Source organism: Steroidobacter flavus (assembly GCF_042651805.1).
Lineage (GTDB): Bacteria > Pseudomonadota > Gammaproteobacteria > Steroidobacterales > Steroidobacteraceae > Steroidobacter > Steroidobacter flavus.
In genome coordinates, this window is record NZ_JBHSDU010000003.1 from 317,457 (window position 1) to 341,828 (window position 24,372).

The following is a 24,372-nucleotide window of genomic DNA, read 5'->3' on the forward strand; positions in this document are numbered from 1 at the left end:
GACCCGCCATGCAATTGGAATCCGCCTATCCGGTCATCGTCACTGAGTCCATTGGCGCGTGCCGTGACTTTTATGTACGGCACTTTGGATTCGACGTGGTGTTCGAATCGTCGTGGTTCATTTATCTCGCGGCAAAAGCCAATCCGGTGCTGGCCATCGCCTTCATGTCGCCCGACCATCCCTCCTCGCCGCCAGGCCCCGAGAAGTTCAACGGTCAAGGCATGTTCTTCACCTTGCAGGTGAGCGATGCCACCGCAGAGTTTCAGAAGCTGAGACAGTCCGGTGCGCCCATCGCGTATGAGTTGCGCGATGAACCTTGGGGTCAGCGTCGCTTCGGGCTGGTCGATCCGTCGGGCACCTGGGTCGACGTGGTTCAGCAGATCGAGCCGGCGGCGGGGTTCTGGGATCCTTATGTGAGGTCGGCCTAGCGGCCTGCCTTCGGCCACGGATTAATGTCAGCCGCTCTCTCAGCGTGCTGCGGCTCCGGCTTCGCGAGCACGCACCACGAGACTGGTGATCGCATCGAGAACGAGCTGCGGCTCATCAAGCTGGATATTGTGGCCAGCCTTGGTTGCGACGATGTGCTTGCTCTCCGTCGAAACCGTGACGAGCTCTCGTTGTAACTGCTGATGCACCTGTTCGATGGCGATCTGCCACTCGCGCGGCAATGGATTTTTATCGCTGGGTTCCTGGGGAGTTGCAGTGAGGACAATGAGCGGCAGGCTGCCGATACTCATGTTGTCCATGAACTGTTCCCCGTTCTTCGCGAAGTCGAACCATTCGCCGCCCATCGCTGTTCTGTCGGGGCCATCGCGAAATCCGCGCATCAGCGCTGACTCCTCCGGTTGCCGCGGTGGCAACGCCGCGTTGATGCGTTGAAGTTGCTGGGGATGCGAGGAGTCGATGAGTACGAGTCCCACGACTTCGTCGCGATATCGATTCGCGAAGGCCAGCGCGTTCATTCCACCGAGCGACTGGCCGGCAAACACATAGGGAGGAGCAATCTTTTCGCGACCGAGCAGTGCATGCAGGTCAGTCGCCACGTCGAAACTCGTTCTCGAACGTTCCGCTTTGCTACTCCGACCGAGCCCGACCCGATCGTAAACACAAACGCGCGTTTGTGATGCGATCTTCGGCGCGAGCGCAGCCCAGCCCACGGGCTGCTTCCAGGAGAAGACGGCTTCAAGGGAGATGCCGCCCCCTTGTTCGATGATCACAGTCGGGCGGCCTGCGCCTTGACAGTAGTAACGAATTGTCAAGCCTTCGACTTGCGCGTCCCGGAAACCCACGGTCGCGGTGACCGGCGGAGTGCTTGCAGGTGAAGGCGATGGATTCGCTAGCGCCGCGAGAGGCGCAACGAGCAAAGATAGGATAGCCATCGTCCAGCGCATATTGGTTTCATTGCCCCGAGGCGGACACTTTACTCACTTGCTGCGCGCAGTTCATCCTGTCGCTGCGGCCTGCACGTCGCTATCGTTGCGCCGTCTGGTCGCCGCTTCGGCCTTCGTTGCGCCTTCTCGTCGACGCCTCGGCCCTATGCAGATAGGTCGTGAACCCATCCGTCGCCGGCGCGATGGAATTGAGCAGGAACACCGCGCTGACCTGTCCTCGGTGACCCACGCCGTGCGTGATCACATGCATGAGCATCTCCTCACGCGACATGCGGCCTGCGGCTCCGTCAGTAAACGTGAAATCGATTCGTTCCACCAACTGCTCGTGCCCCAGTGCCGACACGTAGTCGATATATTCCTGATCGCTCGCTCTGATAGCCGCAGCCAGCTCTCCCAACGCCGGCAGTTCGCTCAGGTTGGCAGACGCATAGGCATGTTCTTTCCGCCTGAGATGCGCGGCAAAGATCTGATCGACGACGTGGCTGTGACTCAGCGCCTTGATGGCCAACTGAGTTATTGGCGCGTCCGCGCCGATCTTCGCCAAGGCGGTCAACAGCTCATCGTTCGCCCAGGCTTTGTATCGAAATAAACGTAGCAAGGTGTCGTGCATGATTGGCCTTCCGTTTCTGCGTCCACGTGCGCCAGAATACGAGCGATGATTCGCTTTTAATACTCGCATTGGCGGCGCGGAGCACCGATGAGAAAACCGCTCACGAAACCCAGGAAAGAAGCCGCTCAGGAGCGCTCGCGCGCGACGGTCGATGCGCTGATCGCAGCGACCGCTCGCATTCTGGTCCGGGAAGGATTCGACAAGGCCAGCACCAACCGGATCGCCGCCGTGGCGGGTGTCAGCGTCGGCTCACTCTACCAATACTTCCCCAGCAAGGAGGCGCTGGTCGCCGCGGTCATCGAGCGTCATCAGCAAGACACCCTGCGAATCGTTCGGGCCGAATTGGCGCAGGCTGCGAACCAACCGATAGAGCGCGGCGTGCGCACGCTCGTGGCAATGGCAGTCAAGGCGCATCGAATCGATCCGAAGCTGCATCGAGTGCTCGCGGAGCAAATTCCCCGCGTGGGCAAGCTCGAGAAGGTGGAAACATTCAGCCGGGAGAACTACGCCCTGTTCAAGGCGTATCTCGAAAGCCATCGGCAAGAGATTCGTGCCGTCGACCTGGAGCTCGCGGCCTTCGTGTGCGTGACATCCATAGAAGCGCTGACGCATACGGCGGTGTTGCACCAGGAAATCGCGTCGGGCGAAGAGACCGAAGCCCTCATCGACGAGGTGACTCGCCTCGTGGTCCGGTATCTGACCGGATAGCGATGTGTCGTGATCGGATTGCACATTGGCGGGGTCTGCGACTGTGGGGCACGGCCTGGCCCGCTACATTGAGGTCACCTACCAGGAGACACCAATGAACAAGACGATCCTCATCACCGGCACTTCGAGCGGTTTGGGCCGCGCCACCGCCAAGCTGTTCCACGAACAAGGATGGAACGTCATTGCGACCATGCGCACGCCGGATCGGGAGACAGAGCTCACACAGCTCGATCGCATGCTCGTCACCCGCCTCGACGTGCAAGACTCCGCATCCATCCAATCGGCCGTCGCGGCAGGCATCGCGAAGTTCGGCCGGATCGATGCACTGGTCAACAATGCGGGCTACGGTGCATATGGTCCGCTCGAGGCAATGCCGCCGGAGAACATACGTCGCCAGTTCGATGTGAACGTACTGGGCGTCCTGGCAACGACGCAGGCCCTTCTGCCCCATTTCCGAGCCAACCGAAGCGGCACCATCGTGAACATTTCCTCGATAGGCGGTCGGATGGCGTTTCCACTCGGTACGCTGTATCACGGCACCAAGTTCGCGGTGGAAGGACTCTCTGAGGCGCTACAGTACGAGCTTGGTGCACTCGGCGTTCGTGTGAAACTGGTCGAGCCCGGCGGCATCAGAACCGACTTTGCCGGCCGCTCGTTCGATTTTCAGAACGATCCGACCATGGTGGAATATCAGCCGCTCGTGCAGGCCACCGTCAACATGCTCGGTCCGATGATGACGGAGGGAGGCTCGTCGCCCGAGCACATCGCTGCAACGGTTTACGCGGCGGCGACGGATCAAACGGATCAGTTCCGCTACGAAGCTGGCGCTGACGCCGTGCGCTTACTCGAGCGTCGTCGCTCGGTGAACGATGCAGAATTTTTTGCCGGCATGAAGGCGCAGTTCGGTCTCAATCATGAACGCCGATAGTTGCGCACTCGACACAACGTGGCGCACGCTGCTCAAGGATCTCGGCGTCCGGCCTGCGAACGTGCTACGGCGCGCGGGCCTCGCTGAAGATCTTCTGCAGCAGCCTGGCGTGCGGCTTGCGCCAGCGGATTACTATCGATTGTGGGACAGTGTTGAAGCGGAAACTGGCGATCCGCTCTTCCCAATCACTCTATGCAACGCGGTCCGCAGCGACTCTTTCTCCCCGCCGCTGTTCGCCGCGCTGTGCAGTCCCAACCTGCTCGTAGCGGCCCAGCGCATCGGGCGTTATAAAAAGCTGATCGGCCCGATGCGATTCGACGTCACGCAGACGCGAGGTGTAGTCAGGATAGAGCTGCAATGGTTGGACAAGCCGTTGTTGCCGCCCGCGTCGCTGGTGACTATGGAGCTGCTCTTCTGCGTAACGCTCGCGCGCATCGGGACCCGAGAACCGGTGCGCCCGATCGAAGTGACAACCACGTCCTTGCCATCACCCCGAGCTGCGTATGAAGCGTTCCTCGGAGCGCGCATCCAACGGGGAACGAAACATCAGCTCGCTTTCACGAGCGCCGACGCCACGCGCCCGTTTCTAACCTCGAACGAGCCGCTGTGGGCCGCGTTCGAGCCGGAGCTTCGCCGACGCCTGGCCGATCTCGAAGCGCCCGTGACGACGGAACAACGGGTTCGTGCGGCTCTCTTGGAAGGACTGCCGAGCGGACTCGTGACGATGGACGTTATCGCCGGCAAGCTGGCGTTGAGCCCGCGAACGCTGCAGCGACGAATCGAAGCCGAGGGCACAAACTACCAAGAGATCCTGAAGCAGACGCGCGAGTCTCTGGCGCGCCACTATCTCTCGAATACCACTCTGACCGCCGCAGAGATTTCTTTTTTGCTCGGCTTCGATCAGCCCAATTCCTTCTATCGTGCCTTCCGCACCTGGACCGGCACGACGCCCGATAGCTTACGGCAGAGCCAGCCTAAGTATTCAAACCGCCGTCGACGTTGATGATGGCTCCAGTGATGTGCCTCGCCGCCGGGCTTGCGAGGAAAGTAACGGCCGCCGCCACGTCGCTCGGTTCGCCGTAGCGACCGAGAGGCATCAGTGTGCGCTGGAAATCGGCGGCCTCGCCGTTCGCGGGATTCATGTCGGTGTCGGTCGAGCCCGGCTGCACCAGGTTCACAGTGATGTCGCGAGATCCAAGTTCCCGTGCGAGGCCGCGGGTCAGTGAGTGGAGCGCGGACTTCGTCATGTAATACACGGTGCCGGTGTCGCCCACGATACGTTCGGCGCCGGCCGAGCCGATGCCGATGATCCGACCGCCTTTTTTGAGATAAGGAATGGCCGCCTGAGCGGCGAGCACCGGCGAACGCACGTTGACGGCGAGCAGCGCGTCGATGCGCTCGACGCTGACATCGGCGATGGCATCGTAAAGAACGATGGCGGCGTTGTTGACGAGGATGTCGAGCCCGCCCAATGCGCTGGCGGCTTCGTCGACCGATCGTTTGACCGCCGCTGGATCGGCACTGTCGGCTTGAATAGCGACCGCTTTACGGCCCTTGCTCTGGATCTCCCGAACGACTTCGGCCGCTCGATCCGCCGAGCGCTCATAGGTGATAGCGGCATCCGCGCCTCTGTCAGCCAGCGCCAATGCAATTGCGGCCCCGATGCCGCGCGATGCGCCCGTCACGAGGGCGCGCTTGCCAATCAGGTCGGTCATCGGCTCATCCTTTCTGCAGTGATCGTTACAGAAAGCCTAGAGCCATTGCCGAGTCGAGTCAACCGGTTTATATAACGATCGATGCAGAAATCCCGCCGCCGACTGCCCGCCAAGAAAACCAGCACCGCAGCCAGCGGTCGCGGGCGACCACGCGCCTTCGATCGCGCGACCGCTCTGGCTCAGGCAACGCGCGTGTTCTGGCTCAAGGGGTTCGGGGCGACGTCCGTGACCGATCTGACGCAGGCGATGGGGATTGGAGCCACCAGCATGTATGCGGCATTCGGCTCTAAAGAAGCGCTGTATGCCGAGGCACTTCGGCACTATGCGAACACGTATGAAGGACTGTTCTGGACTCGGTTCTCTACAGCCGGCACTGCGCGCGAGGCAGTTGAGGCCTTTCTGATGGATTCGTCCGCCGCGCTGACAGGAAGTCTTTGTGACATTCCTCGCGGTTGTATGGTGGCGCTCTCGTCAGTTGGCAGCGAAGGCTACTTGGAGCTCGGCAAGCTCGTTCGATCGGACCGTGCCGGCACGCTCAATCGATTGAAGACGCGGCTGGATCAGGCCGTCGCGGACGGCGAGATTCCCCCCTCGGCCGATGTGAACGCACTCGCGCGTTTCGTGCAGACCGTCCAGAACGGCATGTCCATTCAGGCCCGCGATGGGGCGAGCCGTGCCGACCTCGAGGCTGTGGCCCGGCTCGCGATGCGATGCTGGGACGATCGCACGCTACAGAAGAAACAGTCGATTCCATGACAGTCCCTGTCAGCGACGAACCGCTAGCATGTCCGCATGCAGACCATCTACTACGCCGCCGCCAGCCTCGACGGCTTCATCGCGACCGAGGACGACTCGCTGGACTGGCTGTTCTCCCTCGGGAACTTGAACGACTCCAGCTATCCCGAGTTCATTGCAGGCGTGGGTGCGTTGGCGATGGGATCGGCCACGTATGAGTGGATGCTCAGGAACGCGGACAAGGTGGCCGCGGAAACGGGGTCCGCATGGCCCTACAGTCAGCCCGCATGGATATTCTCTTCTCGTAAGCTTCCCGCAATAAACGGAGCGGACATTCGCTTCGTCAGCGGCGATGTTCGACAAACACACGCCGAGATGAGAGCCGCCGCCGGCGACAAGAATCTCTGGATTGTCGGCGGCGGCGATCTCGCCGGCCAGTTCTCCGATTGTGGCCTGCTCGATCAACTCATCATTCAAATTGGATCGTGCACACTAGGCGCAGGAAAGCCGCTGTTGCCGCGCAGGCTGCTCAGCCCCGTCCTGCGCCTGGCGTCAGTTCGTCAGATGGGTTCGGGCATGGCGGAATTGCGTTACCAGATCCAGCGTCAGATCTGAGCCATCCCTCCGTCGACGAACAACTCGATGCCATTCACAAAGGTCGAGTCATCGGATGCGAGGAACACGGCAGCGCGACCGATTTCGCGAGCATCGCCGATGCGGCCCGCGGGAACCTGCGCGGCGAGTTGCTGCTCGAACTGACGCCACTGTTCGTCATTACTCGTCAAGCCCTGCAGACCCGGCGTTTTGATCGGCCCCGGACTGATCGCATTCACGCGAATGTGCCGATCCTTCAGATCGAGGATCCAATGACGCGCGAAGTTTCGAATCGCAGCTTTGGTCGCGCCGTACACACTGAACGCTGGCAGCGCACGCGTAGTGCTGGTCGAGCTGGTCAGAATCACCGACGCGCCGTCACGTAATAGCGGCAACGCTTTCTGCACCGTGAAGAGCGTGCCCTTCACATTGGTGTCGAATGTTTTGTCGTACTCCTCCTCGGTGATCGCACCGAGCGGCTGGAACGAACCGCCGCCAGCGTTGGCGACGACGATATCGATCTGCGAAGCATGCTGCTGAACGACGTCATAGAGACGATCGAGATCCGACAGCTTCGATACATCGCTGCGCACGCCGATCGCTGACTTACCGATCGCCCGCACCGCTGCGTCCAGCTCTTCCTGGCGACGACCGGTGATGAAGACCTTCGCGCCCTCGGCGGCGAGCTCCTGCGCGATGCCCAGGCCGATGCCCGTCGTCCCGCCCGTGACCACTGCGACCTTACCTTCCAACCTGCGATTCATGACTGCTCTCCCGTCTGGACCTTTGCGGGTGATTCCGCATGGGATGAACTGTACGGATGGAACGATCATGCGAGTAGACCGCCAATATGGCACCCTGCGTCCTATTGGCAGGACGATAAAGCCCATGCAGGACCTTAACGATCTCTTCTACTTCTCGCAGGTGGTGTCCCACGGCGGATTTGCGCCGGCCGGTCGAGCCTTGAAGATTCCGAAGTCGAAACTGAGCCGACGGGTGGCGCAGCTCGAGGAACGGCTCGGGGTGAGGCTCATCGAACGGTCGTCGCGACGCTTTCGCGTAACCGACATCGGCAAGACGTTCTTCGATCAATCCCAGATTGCGGTCAGCGCGGCCGAGCGCGCCGAGGCACTGGTGGCCGCGAGCCTGACAGAGCCGAAAGGCGTGGTGCGATTCTCGTGCCCCACAGGCCTGATCGAAGTGATCTCGCCGATGCTGCCTGATTTTCTGTCGCTGTATCCGCGGGTGCGAATCGAAATCGTTGCGACCGATCGTCGCGTCGACGTGATCGCCGAACGTATCGACGTTGCATTACGCGTGCGCACCGACCTCGACACGGATGCTGCTCTCACGATGCGTACGCTGGCACGTAGTCAACGCATTCTGCTGGCGAGCCCGGCACTGGCGAACGCGCTCAAAGGCGTGGACATCGCGCTGCTGGCGAATGTTCCAACGCTGAGCTCCTCGGACGAAGGCGGCGAGTCCACCTGGATTCTCGAAGGCCCCGACGGCCAGACTCATACACACACGCATATCGCCCGCCTCAGCTGCAGCGACTTCGCCGCGATACGTGCCGCGGCGATCGCAGGGCTCGGCGTCGCTCTGTTGCCCGATCACACGTGCGCCGCAGCCTTGCGCTCAGGAGCCCTGGTGCGAATTTTTCCGGAATGGGCCGCAAAGGAAGGCATCGTGCATCTCGTGTTCACGACACGGACAGGCCTGCCGCCAGTCGTCCGTGCGTGGATCGATCATCTGGCTGCGCGCTTTCGAGCCGGCTCAGTTGAACCAGCAGAACACGCCCACTGACACTCCGCCAAGAAGCTCGCAAAAGAGACGCCCTCCTCGTTCGTTGCATTCGACCATCGCGGACGGCGAGATTCCCGCTTCGGTCGATGTGCACGCACTCGCGCGTTTCGTGCAGACCGTCCAGAACGGCATGTCCATCCAGGCCCGCGATGGGGCGAGCCGTGCCGACCTCGAAGCTGTGGCCCGGCTCGCGATGAGATGCTGGGGACGATCGCACGCCACAGAAGAAACAAGGGAGCCGCCGCGACTGAGCTGGAGGCGCGCATGCACGGGAACCCATCCGTCGGGTCCGCGTTCATCAAGGCCCATCAAGGAGATTCATACATGTCGAAGTCGAACAAAGAGATCCTGGAGCAGGCTAACTCGGCGATCACTCAAGGCGACTTCGAAGGGTTCCTGGCGTTGTGCACGGAGGACACGGCATGGACCTTCGAGGGTGAGCGGACCCTCAATGGCAAGGCAGCTGTTCGTCAGTGGATGAAGACTGCGTATATCGAGCCGCCCAAGTTCAGGGTGGATCGCATGATCGCCGACGATGATTTCGTGGCTGCGATCGGCGAGATCGTCCTCAAGGACGAAACAGGGAAGGCAGTCCGCCATGCGTACTGCGATGTGTGGCGCTTCCGTGACGGCAAGATGGCCGAGCTTCGCGCCTTCGTCGTCGAGGCAGAAAGCTGACGTTGCCGCTCGATCGAGAGCTCGGAACCGGCCCGCCGGGCCAGCGTTCCCAACCAGGAGCGACAAGAAACGCCGGGTGAATATGGCCGCCGCCGATCCCATCAGCCCTCCGGTCGAACCGATGCTGGCAAAACTTGCCGACGAGTTGCCGGCCGGCGACTACCTGTACGAACCCAAGTGGGACGGCTTCCGTGCCATCGTGTTCCGGGGCGATGACGACGTCTATATACAAAGCCGTGACTCGCGACCGCTCGATCGTTATTTTCCAGAGTTGCACGACACGTTGCTCGACGGCTTGCCCCGCCACTGCGTGGTCGACGGGGAAATCGTGATCGCGACGGACAAAGGGCTCGACTTCGACGCCCTTCAGCTGCGGTTGCATCCGGCGGCATCGCGCGTCAAGAAGCTCGCGAATGCAACGCCGTCCTCGTTCGTTGCATTCGACCTGCTCGCGACCAGGACACGAAATCTCATGGACACACCACAGGCCAAGCGCCGTGATGCCCTCGAGAAGTTACTTGGAAAGGTTGCGGAGCCCATCTATCTCACGCCGATGACGCGCGACCGGGCCGTTGCGCTCGACTGGCTCACCCGTTTCGAAGGCGCGGGCCTGGACGGTGTAATCGCCAAGCCGGCGGCCGGTGAATATCTTCCAGGCAAGCGCGCGATGATCAAGGTCAAGCATGCGCGCACTGCTGAGTGCGTGGTCGCCGGCTTCCGGTGGCACAAGAGCGGTAAGGATGCAGTCGGCTCGTTGCTGCTCGGCTTATACGACGACGCCGGGGTGCTCCAGCACGTTGGCGTCACCTCATCATTCACAATGGCGGTGCGCCGGCAGTTGGTGAAGGAGCTCGCGCCACTTCGCAAGAATGCAATGGACGATCACCCGTGGCGCGAATGGGGTGGCGCGGCTGCGGAGTCGAGCCGGATGCCGGGCTCGCAGAGTCGCTGGAGCGCCGGCAAGGACCTGTCGTGGGAGCCGCTGAGAATCGAACGGGTCTGCGAAGTGAAATACGATCATATGCAAGGCGACCGCTTCCGGCACGCGGCGATATTTCTGCGATGGCGTCCGGACAAGCAGCCCGACGATTGCCGCTACGATCAGCTCGGAGTCACCCAGCCTTACGAGCTGGAGCGGATCTTCTCGTCCGGATCGAGCGGTTCCTGAGCCGGCCGCCGCGCTTCGGGAACGTGCTGTAAGTTGATACGAATCCGAGTCCACGTGCTGTAGCGCCCGCGCATGGCGTCGACCAGCACATCAGCCGCTTCCAAATGCGCCGCCGCCTCACGATGCCGCGCTTTCCAGCGCTCCAAGCCCGCCAAAGCATCCTCTTTGCGGCGAGCTCGCCCGATCTCGATGAGAGGATGTTTGGTTTTGCGCTTGGAGGGTTGGACGCGAACAGGTTCCGAGCGTTGTTTGCGATAGTGAGGCGGCCAAGGGGCGTCGCCCAACCCCTGGCGTTTGAATAATTCGAGCAGCCCCGCGATCGAACTCGCATGCTCATCGATACCCGCGTGTCGATCGCCCAGCTTTTTGAATCGTGCAGGCATGGTGACCAGCGTGAAATCCGCCGGATCGCAGTCTTCGACCTCATCCCATGAGAGTGGCGCCGAGACGCGGGCGTCGGGCCTGGGCCGCACAGAGTACGCAGCGGCGACAGTGCGATCCTTCGCGTTTTGGTTGTAATCGACGAAGACTCCTTGGCGCTCCTCCTTCCACCACTTACTCGTGGCGAGTGTCGGTGCACGCTGCTCGATTTCGCGTGCAAGCGCGAGAGCTGCGAGGCGCACTTCATCGAAGGTCCAGCGCGGCTGGATTCGCACGCAGATGTGCATGCCCCGAGAGCCCGACGTCTTGGGCCAGCCCACCAATTTGAAGTCATCGAGCACAGATCGAGTGATCGTCGTGACTTGTTGAACTTGTTGCCACGTCACGCCTGGCACCGGATCCAGATCGACGCGCAGCTCGTCCGGATGCTCCAGATCCCCAGCTCGTACTGGATGCGGATGCAGCTCGAGGCAAGCGAGATTCGCGAGCCATGCGAGCGCCGCGGCATCGCGCGGCACCACTTCCTCAGCGGCGCGACCCGATGGGAAATGCAGCTCGACTACTTCGATCCACCGCGGTCGACTGTCCGGCGCCCGCTTTTGATAGAAATGTTCGCTCTCGATGCCGTTCGGATAGCGCACCAGCATGTTAGGTCGGCCACCGGCGCCGCGCAGCGCCCCTTCGCTGACCGCGAGGTAATAACGAACGAGATCGAGCTTGGTGAGCTTCGGCTCGGGGAACAGGACTTTGCCTGGATTCGAGATTGCAACCTCGCGCCCGGCGACGACAAGGACCTCAGCTGCGGCCGTCTTTTTCATGACATCGGATTCGCCTGGTCGCTCTCGCGAGCGCTACAGACGCAACGACGGCGCCGCAGGCCGGTTCCCTCAACCTGGCGTCTTCACCCACTGGCCATCGCGCAAGCGCGCGGCCTTGCAAGCGCTCATCTTTCTCCAACGGCGCCAGCAACTCCAATCCCTTCGCCGGTCCATGCACCATCGCCGCGGCGAGTTGCTTGTGGAAGTCGATCATGAAGGCGATGTGCGCTTCGATGTCCTGCTTCGGCCAGCTCATGATCTGGTATTCACCACCGGCCGTGGTGTTCATCATCAGCATGCATTTCATACAGTTAGCTCCTGGGTTGAGTCGATTCTAGCGCCCCCTCGGGCGTGCTTTCAGGAGTAAGTCGGAGCCGGCCGGTCGGTTTCGACACGACCGGCCAGATTATTTTTCAGGTCAGTGCGCGGATGATGCGCCCGAGCTCGGCGACGGCATCCTCGACCTGGGCGGTCCAGGGGTGGCCGTAGTTCAACCGAACACAATTGCGGAACTGCCGGCGCGCCGAAAACATCGGCCCCGGCGCAATGCTGATGTGGGCATCGATGGCCCGGCGATGAACTTCGAGCGCATCCACCTGTTCTGGCAACTCGATCCACAGGAAGTAACCGCCCTCCGGCGTCGCGACCCGGAAGCCTGAGGGGAAGTGTTGCTTGAGAGACGCGAGCGCCGCGCTCTGCTGTGAGCGCAACGCCTGACGCAACTTTTCCAGGTGACGGTCGTATCCTTCATTGCGAAGCATCTGCGCGATGCCGTTCTGAATGGGCACACTCGTTGCGAGTGACGTCGTCACCTTGCGGCGTTGAACCGCAGGCGCGAAACGTCCCGCCGCCGTCCAGCCCAATCGATATCCCGGCGCCAGACATTTGGAGAACGAACCGCAATTGAGCACGAGACCTTTGCGGTCGAACGCCTTCGCCGGCTTGGGCCGGTGCTTGTCGAAATGCAGCTCGGCGTAAACATCATCTTCGATCAACGGGATCTCGTGCTCGGCGAGCAGTTGCACGAGATCGCGTTTCTTTTCTTCGGGCAGCGAGGCGCCGAGCGGATTCTGAAACGTCGTCATGAACCAGCACGCACGGACGTTGTGCTTGGTGATGGCCTGCTCGAGCGCGCCGAGGTCGACGCCTTCGCGTGGATGCGTCGGAATCTCCACCGCTCGCAAGCCCCACGTTTCAATGGCCTGCAAACAGGCATAGAACGCGGGCGCTTCGATCGCGACCGTATCGCCAGGACGCGTGACGGTTTGCAGACACAACGTCAGCGCTTCGAGCGCTCCGGACGTCACAACGATTTCGTCCGCCGGCACTCGCGAACCGAATTGCAAATATCGACGCGCAATCTGACGCCGTAACTCTGGGCTCCCCGGCGGCAGGCTCTCGACCGTGCTCCACGGATCCATATTCCTGGCACTGCTGCCGAGATGCCTTGCGAGCTTTGCCCAAGGAAACAACGTCGGACTGGGAAAGGCCGAGCCCAACGGCACGACATCGCGATCGCGCGAGGCTTCGAGAATATTGAAAACGAGATCGCTGACATCGACCTGCGTCGTGCGGGACGAGGGCCGCGACGCACGCGGTTCGCTCGGTGCTTGTTGCCAACGATTGCTGACGTAGTAGCCCGAGCGATGACGGCTTTCGACCAGGCCGTTGGCTTCGAGCACGTCGTAGGCGCGCATCGCCGTGGCGGGACTCACTCCTCGCTCACGGCACAGCTCGCGCACCGATGGAATTCGCTCGCCCGCTTGCAGCGTGCCTTGCTGGATGAGCGATGTGAGATCGGCGGCCAGCTCCTGATACAGCTTCATGCGCCTGTTGTTAGTTGGGTTCCAGCGCCCCCATGTACCAGCCAATCATCAGGAAGGCAAACAACGCCACCGACAGCGCCACGCGCACGGTCAGCGCCTTCACCATGGCTTTGGAATCGGAGGGACCGGACACCATGCTGAACATGGCGTGGCCGAGACTGATGACGATACCGATGATCGTGAGGATGATGAGTTCTTTCATGATTGTTCCGCTGCACTTGCCTTGGCTGTAACGCGCCGCGCTTCCTCGGCGGCCTCGCGACGGATCGTGTAGACCAGTGTGCCGAAGGCGACCGCGATCAATGACATCAGGGCCACCATCAGGATCACCAGGCCGCCGGCCTGTCGGTACGCCTCGTAAATCGCGCCTGCCACGCCGATGGGCGTCGTCACCAGCAACAGAGGTTTGGCAATCCGCATCGCTTTTCTCCTTAGGTCGGATGCCATCGTAGGGGCCGTCTGTGCTGCATAACAGATGCAGATCGGGGTAAAAAAAGTGGCACAGCCGGCGCCGGAATTCTGACGGAACCGGCCCCGGCGCGGCCCGTTACTCCTGCATCAGCCCGAGGAGAAAACCTAATGCGCCCATTAACTTACGTTGTAGCGATTGCAGCCGTCGCCGGCCTGGCGACGGCCAGTGCGCAAAGTACCGGCGGCACCGGTGGTGCCCAGAATAGCGGCACGCAAGGCGCCCAGAGCCAAGGCACGCAAAACACCGGTAATCCGAATGCGACGCCGGGTGCGCAGGCGCCAGTAAATCAGCCATCAACCTCACCGCCAGCGTCGACGCCGACACCCTCGACCCGCACTTCACCGACGCCGTCGCAGCCCTCACCGTCGTCACGAGCGACGATGCCGTCGCCCTCGCAGCCGACGCAACCGAACGCGACAACTCAGCCGAACTCGCAGAGCATGCCGAACTCGACGACTCGACAAACACTGCCGGCGCAGCCGAACTCGACTCAGCAGACCATGCCGAATTCGACCACGACGCCTCAGCAGACCACGCCGAATTCGACCACGACGCCTCAGCAGACCACGCCGAATTCGACCACGACGCCTCAGCAGACCACGCCGAACTCAACGACGACGCCGAACTCGACTACGACACCCAACTCAACGATGCCTCAGCAAACCGTGCTGCCACCTGACTCGCGTAACTCGGCTCACTCAACGACCAATAACTCCGTGAACAATCAGCAGCGCGTCCCGCCCGCCATGCGCGGCGCGGGCACGACGGCCAATCGTCCCGACTGTTCGAAGATGCGCGGTCTCGAGAAGTCAGAGTGCGAACGTCGCGACACGTCTCGGGACGATCTGCCGGCCGGCGTAACAACGACGCAGCCGGAGAAGTGAAATAGCGATGTGCCTTCGCTGACAACCGGAGAAACGCAGTAGCGTTACGGCGCCTTCGCCGACAGCCGGAGAAACGCAGTAGCGTTGCGGCGCCTTCGCCGACAGCCGGACAAACGCGGTAACGTTGCGGCGCCTTCGCCGACAGCCGGACAAACGCGGTAACGTTACAGCGCCTTCGCCGACAGCCGGACAAACGCAGTAGCGTTACGGCACCTTCGCCGACAGCCGGAGAAACGTGGTAACGTTACGGCGCCTTCGCTGAAATAATCCCGAGGCGGTAGGCCGCGCTCACCGCCTCGGCTCGAGTAGAAACATCGAGCTTGGTAAAGATCGAGGCCAGGTGATGATCGATGGTCCTCGACGAACGATGTAATCGCTCGCCAATCTCCTTATTCCTCAGCCCCTGCGACAGCAGGCCGAGCACTTCGATTTCTTTCGTAGTCAAACCGGCCAGATTGTTCTGCGTACTTTCTCTCGGCCCTCGCTGCAATCCACGAACGCCAGCGGAGCGTAGCTTGTAACGCATCCGTTCAATCATGGGCCGCGCGCCGAAGGATTCGAACACCGTCAGCGCCTCCCGTTGCGCCGGCTCGTCGCCCTCCATCATCGCCCGCGCCGCCTCGAACGGACACTTCAGTGCGCGCCACTTCTCCGCAGCTTCGCGCCAGCGACCGGAAATCTCCATGGCGAACGGCATCTGAACGCAAAACTCAGGCAGGCCGCCCGGCAGCGAGCCATCCCCCTGCCAACACCAGAACAACAGCTCCGACGCAAACCACTGATGTTTTTTGCGGACTGCCAACTCGACGCCCGCGCATCCTTCGCTCGCCGCTTCAGCAGTCCGTCCTTCGAACCACGCAGCCTCGGCTCGCGCTGCCTGCATCAATGCAACTCGTTGCAAAGTTCCGGTGTTTCCAGCCAACTCCTGCGCTTCATGCAAAGCTTCCCACACGGCGGGATCGCCACGACGCGCTCGCACGCGCCCCAGCGCAATCAACGCAGTGATACGAGCAATCACCGGCGATCGCCGGTCAGCGAGCACGACATGCGCGGTGCCGGACGCTTCCGTCCACCGCCCGCGATACATCCACACCAGCGCCTGCCAGGCCAATTGATACAGCCGCGAAAAATCGATGTCGCGCTCGCTGCAAAAATCGATGCCCTGACGCAGGTAGTTGTCAGCGAGATCGAATCGATAAACTTCGCCACACGCCGACCCTAAATTGACGAACGCACTCGCAACCCACGAATCCGACCGAATCTCTTCAGCGAGAGCGCGGCTGCGCTCCAACTGCGCGCAGCCCTCATCGACCTGGCCGGCAAGGATGAGTGACGAGCCGATGGTATTGAGACAGTGAACGATGGACTCCCGATCGCCGAGTTGTTCCGCGGCCGCCTTGGCCAGCTCGCCTTCTTGAATGGCCTGAGCCACATCGCGATCGAGCATGCGCAAGTGTGCCGCCCAGCGACGCACCACAACCGCAGCTACGCCCGACGAATCATCAGCGATCAACGACACCGCCTCACGCATCGTCGCCTCGCCTTCAGCATTCTTTCCAGAAACCACCAACGCATGCGCGAGCCGCGCAAGTGAGATCGCTTGCTTACCGCGCTCGCCGAGGTCTTGCCAGAGAGTTACAGCGCTTCGTCGCGCGTCGATAGCATCGCTCACCATTCCACTGAGCTGACATTCAGCGGCATAGTCATCGAGTAATGCCGCGCGCTGCGCGGTCCGCGCCGTCGCAAACTTCAGCGCTCGTGCGAACTGCTGAGCCGCTTGTCGATGCGCGCCCTTCGCCGCCGCTTCACGGGCCGCGGCCGGTGCCAGCTTTAACACGGCATCTTCAAACGCGGCCCCTTCGGCATGATGAGCAAGCCGAGCGAGATCCGGCGTCGAACGCGATTGCAATGCCTGCAACACCATACGATGCAGGCTCATGGCTTTCGTGGGAGTCAACGCGTCGAGCACAGCTTCGCGAGCCAGCTCATGACGAAACATGAAGGCCCCGTTCTGTGCACACAGCACGCCAGTGGCAAGGCACTCGTCAATCCAGCCACTCTCCGCCGCGGTCAGCTCTTGTAACAACCACGGTTCGATCCGTGGGCCAGCGACAGCAGCGGCATCGAGAATCGCTCGTGCCGAGGGCCGCAAGCGGCCAGCGCGAGCGAGCACGGCATCTCGCACCGTCGCCGGCATCGCAACGCCACCCGCGGCAACGACTTCAGTCACAAAGAAAGGATTGCCGCCGGTCTTTGTTTTCAACTCGGCGGCATCGACATCGCGATCGCCAATCAGCTCTTGAATGGCGGCCACCGATAAAGGTTGCGGCGACAGGCGTTTCGCACCGCTGGTGGCCAGATCGCCGAGCACCAGACGTAACGCGTGCGACGGCCCCACTTCGTCACTACGAAAACTCACGACGAGCAGCGAGTGAGTGCGACCGATGCGTCGGCCGACATAACGCAGGAAATCCAGCGTCGCTTCGTCCGCCCAATGTAAGTCCTCGAGCACGATCAACGCCGGCGGACGCGCCAGCTCGGTCAGAAAACTACTGAAGATTTGCAGACGCTCGACGTTGCTGTTGAGCGCGATTTGCAATTCGCCTTGGATTTGCCCGGCGATATCGAACAGAGGACCGAGCGGCCGCGGCGTCTGCAACGCGTCGCAGCCAGCCCAATACACCGGCACCTGAGCACGTTGGGATTCGGCGAAGGCTCGCAACAACGACGTCTTGCCGATGCCGGCCTCGCCTTCGAGAAACAACAAGCTGCCCTGGCCCGCGGCGGCATTGCGCAGCAGCACCTGTAGCGAGGTCAGCAGTTCATCCCGCTCCAACAGCTTCATGCCCGGGCCCGCCACGCCGACGCCGTCGATCCGCGAAAAGTTGCGGGATCATAGCGCGGTGAGCGAGTCCCGGGCGTGAGCCCCGATCAGAACAGGAAGTAAGGATCGAGCACCCGGACTTCAGAGATACGGTCGATGGGCAAGCCATTGCGGCCGGCCACGGACCGGATCGCCTCGGGCGACGGACCGTCGTAGATGCAGTAGGTCTTTTTTCGATCCGGGGTCACATAGGAATGGATCCAGGTCACGCCCTCCTGGGCGTTGTTCGCAATCACCGACGACGCCGCTTTGGCGCCTTCGGCATTGGTGGGCAGACCGAGACCGTCCGGGAAAGTACGTTCAATCAGATAACGGGGCATGATCGTCTCCTATAGATTGGAAGTGCCCCGTCACGATACGAATCCGCCCCGCCGGACAATACGGCGGGATTGCCTATATTGCAGACCTGACTTTGGTCAGCCCTCGGGCACGCAGCGAAATGCCGTGCAAACCGGCTTTATTCCTGATCGCGGAAGGCGAGCGGCCCAGGGTAGTCGCAATGGCATCGATCGACAGATTGCGGGCGGCAAGCTCTCTCAGGCGACGAACATCATCGATGGACCAGGCATTCGGGAGCGCGGCGCGACGCGCCGCTGAACGAGCGTAATCATCGGACCAGAACATCACATCTCCACATCGCTTATCCCTCGCGGGACCGAAGCCGGGCTTCGTTGCCAAACTTCTACGACAGACGACGCGGAGCGGCAAGTGAAAATCCCATTAGGTGCGCGCTCGCGCCGGGCGATGTATCTTCACGAAAGACGGGGGTTCGCATGGCCATTCAGCTCAACCACACCATCGTGCACGCCAGGGATGCCAGGGCCTCGGCGACGTTTCTCTCGGAGCTGCTCGGGCTGGCCGAGCCGGGGCGGTTCGGCCCGTTCTGGACGGTCCAGTTGCAGAATGGTGTGACGCTCGACTACATCGATTGCGACCCCGTGCCCCTCATCGAGCATTACGCGTTCCTGGTGAGCGAAAGCGAATTCGATGTGATTTTCGGGCGCATCCAGCAACGCCAGCTGGACTACTGGGCCGACCCGATGCACTCCCGCCCGTTCGAGATCAATCGCCATGACGGCGGCCGCGGCGTGTACTGGAACGACCCGAACGGCCACTACCTGGAAATCATCACACGGCCGTACGGCAGCGGCTCATGACGCGGGCTTGCTCATCCGCAGCTTGGCGATGTGGCCGCCGAGCACGGCGGCGGGCAGGCTCAAGATCAGTCCGAGGATTTTGAACCACATCGGCAGATCGCCCGTGCCGATCATGCTGATCAGCATGCCGAGCACGCCGAACGCCAGTGCGTTGAAATACGGCATGCTGCGCGCAAGCCGAGCGGCGAGATAGCCGCCGAGCACGGTGGACGCGGTGCCCAGAATCATGCCCAACGTCAGGTAGCGCACATCCTGCATCAACACTTGATAGGCGCGCCGGATTTCGTCTTGCGAGAGATTGGAGTCGAACCCCGGGCCGCCGAACATCTGTGTCAACAGCATGCCGGAGATGATGTCGACGCCCAGGACGGCAAGAGTTGCAAGAATGACCGCGCGGATGCTGATGTTCGGCATACCGCAAGAGTAGAAGCCTGCCGGCGGTTTCGCCAGCACCCGCTAGTCGCGACCGTTCATCTCGACGCCGAATTCGGCGGCACTTTCCGACAACGCGGTCCAGAAGCTTTCGGCAAGGCTGCGGAACACCGCAATTTCGAACACCGCGTGTCCGCTCGGGTCATCGTCGAGCCGCCAGAGCGTGGCGCCGATATGGGCAGCAGCGGTGACGGACACATCGCCGCTTCGAAATATGCGCGGATGCAAATCGATGGGCACGAGCTTGCAAAGCGCCTCACGCGCCTTCGGCCCCGACACTCGCAGCACCGCCTGGCCGTCACTCTGATCGGCAATGGCCGCGTACTCGCCGAGCGCATCGGTCAACGATGTGACAAATCCGTTACCTGCCCCTTCTACTGTCGCAAACCAGGCACCCGGCCCCGACGCGATGAACGCGCAGTCGCCCGCAGCCGAGCGTCGTGGACCAGGTGGCAGATCGATGCCAAAACGCTCGCGCACCTGCTTCATCAAAGAGTCATGGTGTCCGCGCCTGGCCAGCACCGACGCGAGGCCCATTTCATCGCGCTCTTGCACGACCACACCACGGCCCGCCGCTTTGACAGGTAGATCCGCAAAGGCCGCGCGCGGCTCGAGTTTCAGCTGTGAGTGAGTCATGCCCTCAACCTTTCAAGCGTGCGCCTTCGGGATCGAAGAACACAGGCGCGACGACTTCGACTTCGGTTTCGCCACTACGCAGCGGGTCGTATGCGCGGAGCCGTTCGCCGACGCGGGCTTGCCCTCGAGCGAGCAAACCCAAGCCGATCCAATGACCGAGCATCGGCGAGAATGCGACGGAGGTGAGATAGCCTTGATCGTTGCTCAACGCCACCTTCGCCCCCATCGCCAGGAAGTGCGAGCCAGCGAACAACCGTTTGCTTCGATCCACGGGCCTGAGGCCCACCAACGTGGCTCGATTCGCATCCACCAAGCCTGGCCGCCCCGCGAGCACGCGGCCGATGAAATCCTTCTTCGTCGACATCATGCGTCCCAAGCCCAGATCGGCCGCGGTCGTCATGCCGTTCAACTCATTCCCGGCGACGTGACCTTTCTCGATGCGCATTACACCGAGCGCTTCGGTGCCGTAGGGAATGACGCCCCACTCTTTGCCCACCGCCATGAGCTCACGAATGGTGGCGTCGCCGTAGCGCGCGGGCACCGCCAGTTCGAAAGCCAACTCACCCGAGAACGAGACGCGGAACAAACGAGCTCGCATGCCACGCCAGGAGAACTCGGCGCAGGCCAGATAAGGGAACGCCTCGTTGGAAACATCGATGGCGTCACCGAGCAATCGTTCCAACAAGCGCCGCGAGTTCGGCCCTGCAATCGCGTACTGCGCCCATTGCTCGGTGACTGACACGATCTGTACGTCCAGCTCCGGCCAGATCACCTGCCTCGCATGCTCCAGGTGCTGCATGACCTTGCCGGCGTTCACGGTCGTCGTCGACATCACATAGTGGCCGGGCGCGATGTGAGCTGTCGTGCCGTCATCCATGACGAACCCATCTTCACGCAACATGATGCCGTAGCGGGTCTTGCCGACCGGCAGTGTCGAGATCATGTTGATGTAAACGCGATCGAGGAAGGTCGCGGCGTCCTTGCCCTGGATGTCGATCTTGCCCAGCGTCGATACATCGCACACGCCGACACTCGAACGCACCGACTTCACTTCGCGGTTGACGGTTTGCAGCCAGTCGGTCTCGCCCGGCTCCGCAAACCACTGCGCTCGCAGCCACTGCGCCGCCTCGACGAAAGTGGCGCCCCGCTCCGTGGCCCAGCGATGACCGGCGGTAAGACGCGTCGGCCGAAACTCCTTGCCGCGATGATGTCCCACGAACGCGCCGAACGAGACCGGCGTATAGGGCGGCCGAAACACCGTCGTGCCCACTTCAGGAATCGTTCGCCCGGTCGCTTCTGCCAGAAACGCGAGGCCGTTGATATTCGACGTGCGACCTTGATCGGTGCCCATGCCGAGCGTCGTGTAGCGCTTCAGGTGCTCGACCGAAGTGAACCCTTCGCGCGCGGCGAGCGTCACGTCGTCAGACGTCACATCGTTTTGAAAGTCGACGAAGGCTTTGCCTTTTGAATCGGCGACACGCCAGCACGGTGTGACGGCGGATAACTCATCGTCCACTTTCGGTGCTGACCAAGCCGGTGCCTCGTGACCGACGGACCGAGCGGCTTCAGCGCCCGCGGCCGCACCTTCTCTCAGCGCAGCGGCAAGCGTGAACGAGCCGTGCACCGCGCCTGCGACCATCGCGCCACGCAAGTCACTCGGAAGAAAAACCGAAAGCTCATCGCTCCAGCGCGGCCGGCCGCCGAGATGCGTCGACAAGGCGATGTTTGGACTCCACCCGCCGGACATGCACAGCACGTCGGTCTTCAAGTGCTCTATCCCGCCATCGTGCTTTCGAACTGTAACGCGAGTCAGCCCGTGCGAGCCGTGCGTGGCAATGACTTGCGAACCGAGCAACGTATAGATCCCGGTCTGCTTCGCGTCAGTGAGTAGCGATGCCGATATCTTTGTTCGGGTATCGACAACGGCCCGAACCGCGATGCCGGCGCGAGCCAGATCGAATGCCGTCGCCCAGCCGTCATCCGTCGCTGTAAACACGACCGGACTCTGGCCGACAGCAACGCCGTATCGATGCAGATACGTGCGCGCGGCGGCGGACATCATCACCCCAGGTCGGTCGTTGTCACCGAAAACCAGCGGACGCTCGATGGCGCCGGTCGCCAGCACAACGCGCTTCGCCACGATCTTCCACATACGCTGACGCGGCTGATGGGACGGCGGTGTCGGCAGATGATCCGAGACACGTTCGAGTGCGCCGAACGTGTTGCCATCGTAAGCACCGAACACAGTCGTTCGACGCATCACTCTCACGTCAAGCAAGGATTCGAGCTCGGCCGCCACACGCTGCGCCCAATCAGCACCGCTGATGCCGTCGATCTCGCGACGATCCCCATTCAAGCGACCGCCCAGCACGAAGTCTTCGTCGCAGAGAATGACGCGAGCGCCGGATCGCCCTGCTGTGAGCGCCGCGGCCAATCCAGCGGCACCGCCGCCGACGACCAGCACATCGCAAAACGCATGCGGCTTCTCGTAGGTGTCAGGGTCTATCTGTTCGCTCGCTCGGCCCAGACCGGCGGCCCGGCGGATCAGCGGCTCGTAAACCTTTTCCCAGAATGCCGCCGGCCACATGAAAGTCTTGTAGTAGAAGCCGGCGACGAAGATGGGCGAGAGCAGCGAGTTGATCGCGCCGACATCGAACGCGAGCGATGGCCAACGATTCTGGCTGCTGGCTTCCAAGCCACCGAACAGCTCAACTACGGTGGCGCGCGTGTTGGGCTCGCGACGCGCGCCGGTTCGCAGCTCAACGAGTGCGTTCGGCTCTTCGGAGCCGGCGGTGAGAATGCCGCGCGGGCGGTGATATTTGAAAGAGCGGCCGACCAGCTTGACGCCATTGGCCAGCAGCGCCGAAGCCAATGTATCGCCGGCATATCCCGTGAAGCAGCGAGCATCGAACTGAAACGTCAGCGCACGCTGGCGATCGATCAATCCGCCTGTGCCGAGCCGATGCGACTGAGCATTCATGCGCGTACGGCTTCCTTGCTTGCCTCGGTCGTCCCCTCGTTACACATCTCGACAGCGAATATTTCATGCGTGCGTGTATCGCGAGTCACCCGCAGCCAGCTGCGGCACCCGAAGCCGTGATACCACAGCTCCTCGTGGCGGCCGGCCGGGTTGTCACGCAGATAGACCGCTTCGAAGAACTGTTCCGGCGCGCCGGGATCGGGACGGCGCACCGTTGCGTCGCCCAGATAGGTGAACTCGCTCGAGTCCCGCTCGCCGCAGAAAGGACATTGAATACGCATCAGTGCAGATTGGGCTGCGCGCCCTGCCCCTTTTCGTCGATGAGATGGCCGGTGGCGAAGCGGTCGAGGCGATAGTCCCGCCCGACTTCATGCAACTCATCTCGAGCCAGCAGATGAGCGAAACACCAGCCCGACGCCGGCGTCGCCTTGAAGCCGCCGTAGCACCAGCCGGTATTCAGATACAGGCCGGGCAGCGGCGCGCGATCGATGATGGGCGAGCCGTCCATCGACATATCCATCACGCCGCCCCACGAACGCAGCACACGCACTCGCCCCAGCGACGGCAGGATGGCCATGCCGCCCTCACAAACATCTTCAACCGTCGGAAGGTTGCCGCGTTGAGCGTAGGAGTTGTAACCATCGATGTCGCCGCCGAAGACCAGCCCGCCCTTGTCCGACTGGCTCACATAGAAATGTCCGGCGCCGAACGTGATCACGCCGGGAATCCGCGGCTTGATCGACTCCGATACAAATGCCTGCAGGACGTGACTTTCGATAGGCAGCCGCAGACCGGCCAGGCTCGTCAGCCGCGAGGTGTTGCCTGCTACCGCGAGACCGACCTTCGCCGCTTTGATCTCGCCGCGCGAAGTCGTCACGCCGGTGATGCGCCCGGCTTCGCGAATGAAGCCCGTGACTTCGCAGTTCTGGATGATGTCCACGCCACGATCGCTGGCAGCGCGTGCGTAACCCCAGACGACGGCGTCATGGCGTGCCGTTCCGCCGCGCCGTTGTAACAAACCGCCGTGGATCGGAAAGCGAGCGTTGTCGAAATCCAGGAACGGCGCCATGCGTCGAACCGCGTTCGCATTGAGCAGCTCGGCGTCGATGCCATGCATGCGCATCGCGTTGCCCCGTCGCGCGTAGGCGTCGCGCTGTGCGTCCGAGTGATACAAATTCAGCACGCCACGCTGACTGACCATGGCGTTGTAGTTCAGATCCTGTTCCAGCCCTTCCCAGAGCTGCATCGAGAGCTCATAGAACGGCACATTGCCGGGTAACAGATAATTGGAACGAATGATGGTGGTGTTACGACCGGCGTTGCCCGAGCCGATCCAGCCCTTCTCGAGCACGGCGACGTTGGCGATGCCATACACCTTGGAAAGATAGTGAGCCGTCGCGAGCCCGTGCCCGCCACCGCCGACGATGATGACGTCATACGCGCGTTTGGGGGCAGCATCGCGCCAAGCGGGGGTCCAATCAGCATGCCCCCGCAAGGCCTGGCGCATGAGACTAAAAATGGAATAGCGCATTTGTGCTGACCATTCTTGAGTAGAGGTCATCGCCACAA

At 62.0% G+C, this 24,372-nt stretch carries 27 protein-coding genes and 1 pseudogene; 12 read left to right on the top strand and 16 right to left on the bottom strand.

Translation table 11 applies throughout. The annotated features are described in order from the left end of the window. Positions 1-8: 8 nt before the first annotated feature. Positions 9-428: a VOC family protein gene (locus ACFPN2_RS06845; protein WP_380595876.1), complete on the top strand. Its 420-nt coding sequence runs from the start codon at positions 9-11 to the stop codon at positions 426-428. 39 nt (positions 429-467) lie between these two features. Here the strand turns inward: ACFPN2_RS06845 and ACFPN2_RS06850 are convergent, their stop codons facing one another. Both ACFPN2_RS06850 and ACFPN2_RS06855 read right to left on the bottom strand, forming a co-directional pair. Beyond that, a complete protein-coding gene (locus ACFPN2_RS06850) occupies positions 468-1,391 on the bottom strand; it encodes an alpha/beta fold hydrolase (RefSeq protein ID WP_380595877.1) in 924 nt (307 codons plus the stop codon). Between the two features lie 79 nt (positions 1,392-1,470). Then, positions 1,471-2,001 (bottom strand): DinB family protein, encoded by a 531-nt coding sequence (locus ACFPN2_RS06855; RefSeq protein WP_380595878.1) that lies wholly within the window; start codon positions 1,999-2,001, stop codon positions 1,471-1,473. Positions 2,002-2,088: 87 nt separating this feature from the next. On the opposite strand from ACFPN2_RS06855, the gene ACFPN2_RS06860 reads away from it, so the two are divergent. The 3 genes from ACFPN2_RS06860 to ACFPN2_RS06870 all read left to right on the top strand — a co-directional run bounded on the left by ACFPN2_RS06860 (position 2,089) and on the right by ACFPN2_RS06870 (position 4,640). Further along, a complete protein-coding gene (locus ACFPN2_RS06860; RefSeq protein ID WP_380595879.1) occupies positions 2,089-2,709 on the top strand; it encodes a TetR/AcrR family transcriptional regulator in 621 nt (206 codons plus the stop codon). Between the two features lie 94 nt (positions 2,710-2,803). Next, entirely contained in the window at positions 2,804-3,637 is an 834-nt protein-coding gene (locus tag ACFPN2_RS06865; RefSeq protein WP_380595880.1) for an SDR family oxidoreductase, read from the top strand. Continuing rightward, positions 3,624-4,640, top strand: coding sequence for an AraC family transcriptional regulator (locus ACFPN2_RS06870; protein ID WP_380595881.1), 1,017 nt, complete (start codon positions 3,624-3,626; stop codon positions 4,638-4,640). Before ACFPN2_RS06865 ends, ACFPN2_RS06870 begins: the two co-directional genes overlap by 14 nt. Here the strand turns inward: ACFPN2_RS06870 and ACFPN2_RS06875 are convergent. Then, entirely contained in the window at positions 4,612-5,352 is a 741-nt protein-coding gene (locus tag ACFPN2_RS06875; RefSeq protein WP_380595882.1) for an SDR family NAD(P)-dependent oxidoreductase, read from the bottom strand. The two genes, ACFPN2_RS06870 and ACFPN2_RS06875, sit on opposite strands and share 29 nt — an antisense overlap. Before the next feature lie 81 nt (positions 5,353-5,433). Between ACFPN2_RS06875 and ACFPN2_RS06880 the strand changes: the two genes are divergently transcribed. Further along, positions 5,434-6,108 (top strand): TetR/AcrR family transcriptional regulator, encoded by a 675-nt coding sequence (locus tag ACFPN2_RS06880; RefSeq protein ID WP_380595883.1) that lies wholly within the window; start codon positions 5,434-5,436, stop codon positions 6,106-6,108. Between the two features lie 36 nt (positions 6,109-6,144). Continuing rightward, the gene (locus ACFPN2_RS06885) at positions 6,145-6,702 is read left to right on the top strand and encodes a dihydrofolate reductase family protein (RefSeq protein WP_380595884.1); all 558 of its coding nucleotides are present in this window, start codon (positions 6,145-6,147) and stop codon (positions 6,700-6,702) included. Here the strand turns inward: ACFPN2_RS06885 and ACFPN2_RS06890 are convergent. Beyond that, complete coding sequence (locus ACFPN2_RS06890) at positions 6,693-7,445, bottom strand: SDR family NAD(P)-dependent oxidoreductase (RefSeq protein WP_380595885.1); 753 nt, start codon at positions 7,443-7,445, stop codon at positions 6,693-6,695. The two genes, ACFPN2_RS06885 and ACFPN2_RS06890, sit on opposite strands and share 10 nt — an antisense overlap. A gap of 124 nt (positions 7,446-7,569) precedes the next feature. Here ACFPN2_RS06890 and ACFPN2_RS06895 point away from each other — a divergent pair, with 124 nt between their 5' ends. From ACFPN2_RS06895 to ACFPN2_RS06910, 4 genes and pseudogenes are all read left to right on the top strand, one after another. Next, on the top strand, positions 7,570-8,487 hold the full coding sequence (locus ACFPN2_RS06895; RefSeq protein WP_380595886.1) for a LysR family transcriptional regulator: 918 nt from the start codon (positions 7,570-7,572) through the stop codon (positions 8,485-8,487). Between the two features lie 43 nt (positions 8,488-8,530). Further along, positions 8,531-8,725, top strand: a pseudogene (locus tag ACFPN2_RS06900) (TetR/AcrR family transcriptional regulator); the annotation flags it as partial. Positions 8,726-8,811: 86 nt separating this feature from the next. Further along, positions 8,812-9,165 (top strand): nuclear transport factor 2 family protein, encoded by a 354-nt coding sequence (locus ACFPN2_RS06905; RefSeq protein WP_380595887.1) that lies wholly within the window; start codon positions 8,812-8,814, stop codon positions 9,163-9,165. A gap of 82 nt (positions 9,166-9,247) precedes the next feature. Beyond that, positions 9,248-10,333, top strand: coding sequence for an ATP-dependent DNA ligase (locus ACFPN2_RS06910; RefSeq protein ID WP_380600057.1), 1,086 nt, complete (start codon positions 9,248-9,250; stop codon positions 10,331-10,333). On the opposite strand, the gene ligD is transcribed toward ACFPN2_RS06910, so the two are convergent. The 5 genes from ligD to ACFPN2_RS06935 form a co-directional block, all read right to left on the bottom strand. Beyond that, on the bottom strand, positions 10,288-11,532 hold the full coding sequence (ligD, locus tag ACFPN2_RS06915) for a non-homologous end-joining DNA ligase (protein WP_380595888.1): 1,245 nt from the start codon (positions 11,530-11,532) through the stop codon (positions 10,288-10,290). The genes ACFPN2_RS06910 and ligD overlap by 46 nt on opposite strands. Continuing rightward, a complete protein-coding gene (locus ACFPN2_RS06920; protein WP_380595889.1) occupies positions 11,510-11,839 on the bottom strand; it encodes a hypothetical protein in 330 nt (109 codons plus the stop codon). The genes ligD and ACFPN2_RS06920 overlap by 23 nt, the downstream gene beginning before the upstream one ends. Positions 11,840-11,945: 106 nt before the next feature. Then, the gene (locus ACFPN2_RS06925) at positions 11,946-13,358 is read right to left on the bottom strand and encodes an aminotransferase-like domain-containing protein (RefSeq protein ID WP_380595890.1); all 1,413 of its coding nucleotides are present in this window, start codon (positions 13,356-13,358) and stop codon (positions 11,946-11,948) included. Between the two features lie 10 nt (positions 13,359-13,368). Beyond that, on the bottom strand, positions 13,369-13,560 hold the full coding sequence (locus tag ACFPN2_RS06930; protein ID WP_380595891.1) for a twin transmembrane helix small protein: 192 nt from the start codon (positions 13,558-13,560) through the stop codon (positions 13,369-13,371). Then, positions 13,557-13,778, bottom strand: coding sequence for a hypothetical protein (locus ACFPN2_RS06935; protein WP_380595892.1), 222 nt, complete (start codon positions 13,776-13,778; stop codon positions 13,557-13,559). The genes ACFPN2_RS06930 and ACFPN2_RS06935 overlap by 4 nt, the downstream gene beginning before the upstream one ends. Positions 13,779-13,937: 159 nt before the next feature. On the opposite strand from ACFPN2_RS06935, the gene ACFPN2_RS06940 reads away from it, so the two are divergent. After that, the gene (locus ACFPN2_RS06940) at positions 13,938-14,714 is read left to right on the top strand and encodes a RodZ family helix-turn-helix domain-containing protein (RefSeq protein WP_380595893.1); all 777 of its coding nucleotides are present in this window, start codon (positions 13,938-13,940) and stop codon (positions 14,712-14,714) included. Between the two features lie 244 nt (positions 14,715-14,958). Here ACFPN2_RS06940 and ACFPN2_RS06945 read toward each other — a convergent pair whose 3' ends face one another. Together ACFPN2_RS06945 and ACFPN2_RS06950 are read right to left on the bottom strand one after the other, a co-directional pair. Continuing rightward, the gene (locus ACFPN2_RS06945) at positions 14,959-17,559 is read right to left on the bottom strand and encodes an ATP-binding protein (RefSeq protein ID WP_380595894.1); all 2,601 of its coding nucleotides are present in this window, start codon (positions 17,557-17,559) and stop codon (positions 14,959-14,961) included. Between the two features lie 86 nt (positions 17,560-17,645). Beyond that, the gene (locus tag ACFPN2_RS06950; RefSeq protein WP_380595895.1) at positions 17,646-17,918 is read right to left on the bottom strand and encodes a DUF4242 domain-containing protein; all 273 of its coding nucleotides are present in this window, start codon (positions 17,916-17,918) and stop codon (positions 17,646-17,648) included. 453 nt (positions 17,919-18,371) lie between these two features. Here ACFPN2_RS06950 and ACFPN2_RS06955 point away from each other — a divergent pair, with 453 nt between their 5' ends. Further along, positions 18,372-18,755 carry a VOC family protein gene (locus ACFPN2_RS06955; RefSeq protein WP_380595896.1) on the top strand — a complete coding sequence of 128 codons (384 nt, stop codon included), beginning with the start codon at positions 18,372-18,374 and terminating at the stop codon, positions 18,753-18,755. Here the strand turns inward: ACFPN2_RS06955 and ACFPN2_RS06960 are convergent. Genes ACFPN2_RS06960 through ACFPN2_RS06980 form a run of 5 tightly spaced genes read right to left on the bottom strand, consistent with a single transcriptional unit; the run spans position 18,750 to position 24,334 of the window. Further along, on the bottom strand, positions 18,750-19,169 hold the full coding sequence (locus tag ACFPN2_RS06960; RefSeq protein WP_380595897.1) for a hypothetical protein: 420 nt from the start codon (positions 19,167-19,169) through the stop codon (positions 18,750-18,752). The genes ACFPN2_RS06955 and ACFPN2_RS06960 overlap by 6 nt on opposite strands. 42 nt (positions 19,170-19,211) lie before the next feature. Then, positions 19,212-19,823, bottom strand: coding sequence for a sarcosine oxidase subunit gamma (locus tag ACFPN2_RS06965; protein ID WP_380595898.1), 612 nt, complete (start codon positions 19,821-19,823; stop codon positions 19,212-19,214). 4 nt (positions 19,824-19,827) lie between these two features. Beyond that, the gene (locus tag ACFPN2_RS06970) at positions 19,828-22,803 is read right to left on the bottom strand and encodes a sarcosine oxidase subunit alpha family protein (RefSeq protein ID WP_380595899.1); all 2,976 of its coding nucleotides are present in this window, start codon (positions 22,801-22,803) and stop codon (positions 19,828-19,830) included. Beyond that, positions 22,800-23,084 (bottom strand): sarcosine oxidase subunit delta, encoded by a 285-nt coding sequence (locus tag ACFPN2_RS06975; protein WP_380595900.1) that lies wholly within the window; start codon positions 23,082-23,084, stop codon positions 22,800-22,802. Before ACFPN2_RS06975 ends, ACFPN2_RS06970 begins: the two co-directional genes overlap by 4 nt. Next, on the bottom strand, positions 23,084-24,334 hold the full coding sequence (locus ACFPN2_RS06980) for a sarcosine oxidase subunit beta family protein (RefSeq protein ID WP_380595901.1): 1,251 nt from the start codon (positions 24,332-24,334) through the stop codon (positions 23,084-23,086). Before ACFPN2_RS06980 ends, ACFPN2_RS06975 begins: the two co-directional genes overlap by 1 nt. Positions 24,335-24,372: the final 38 nt, after the last annotated feature.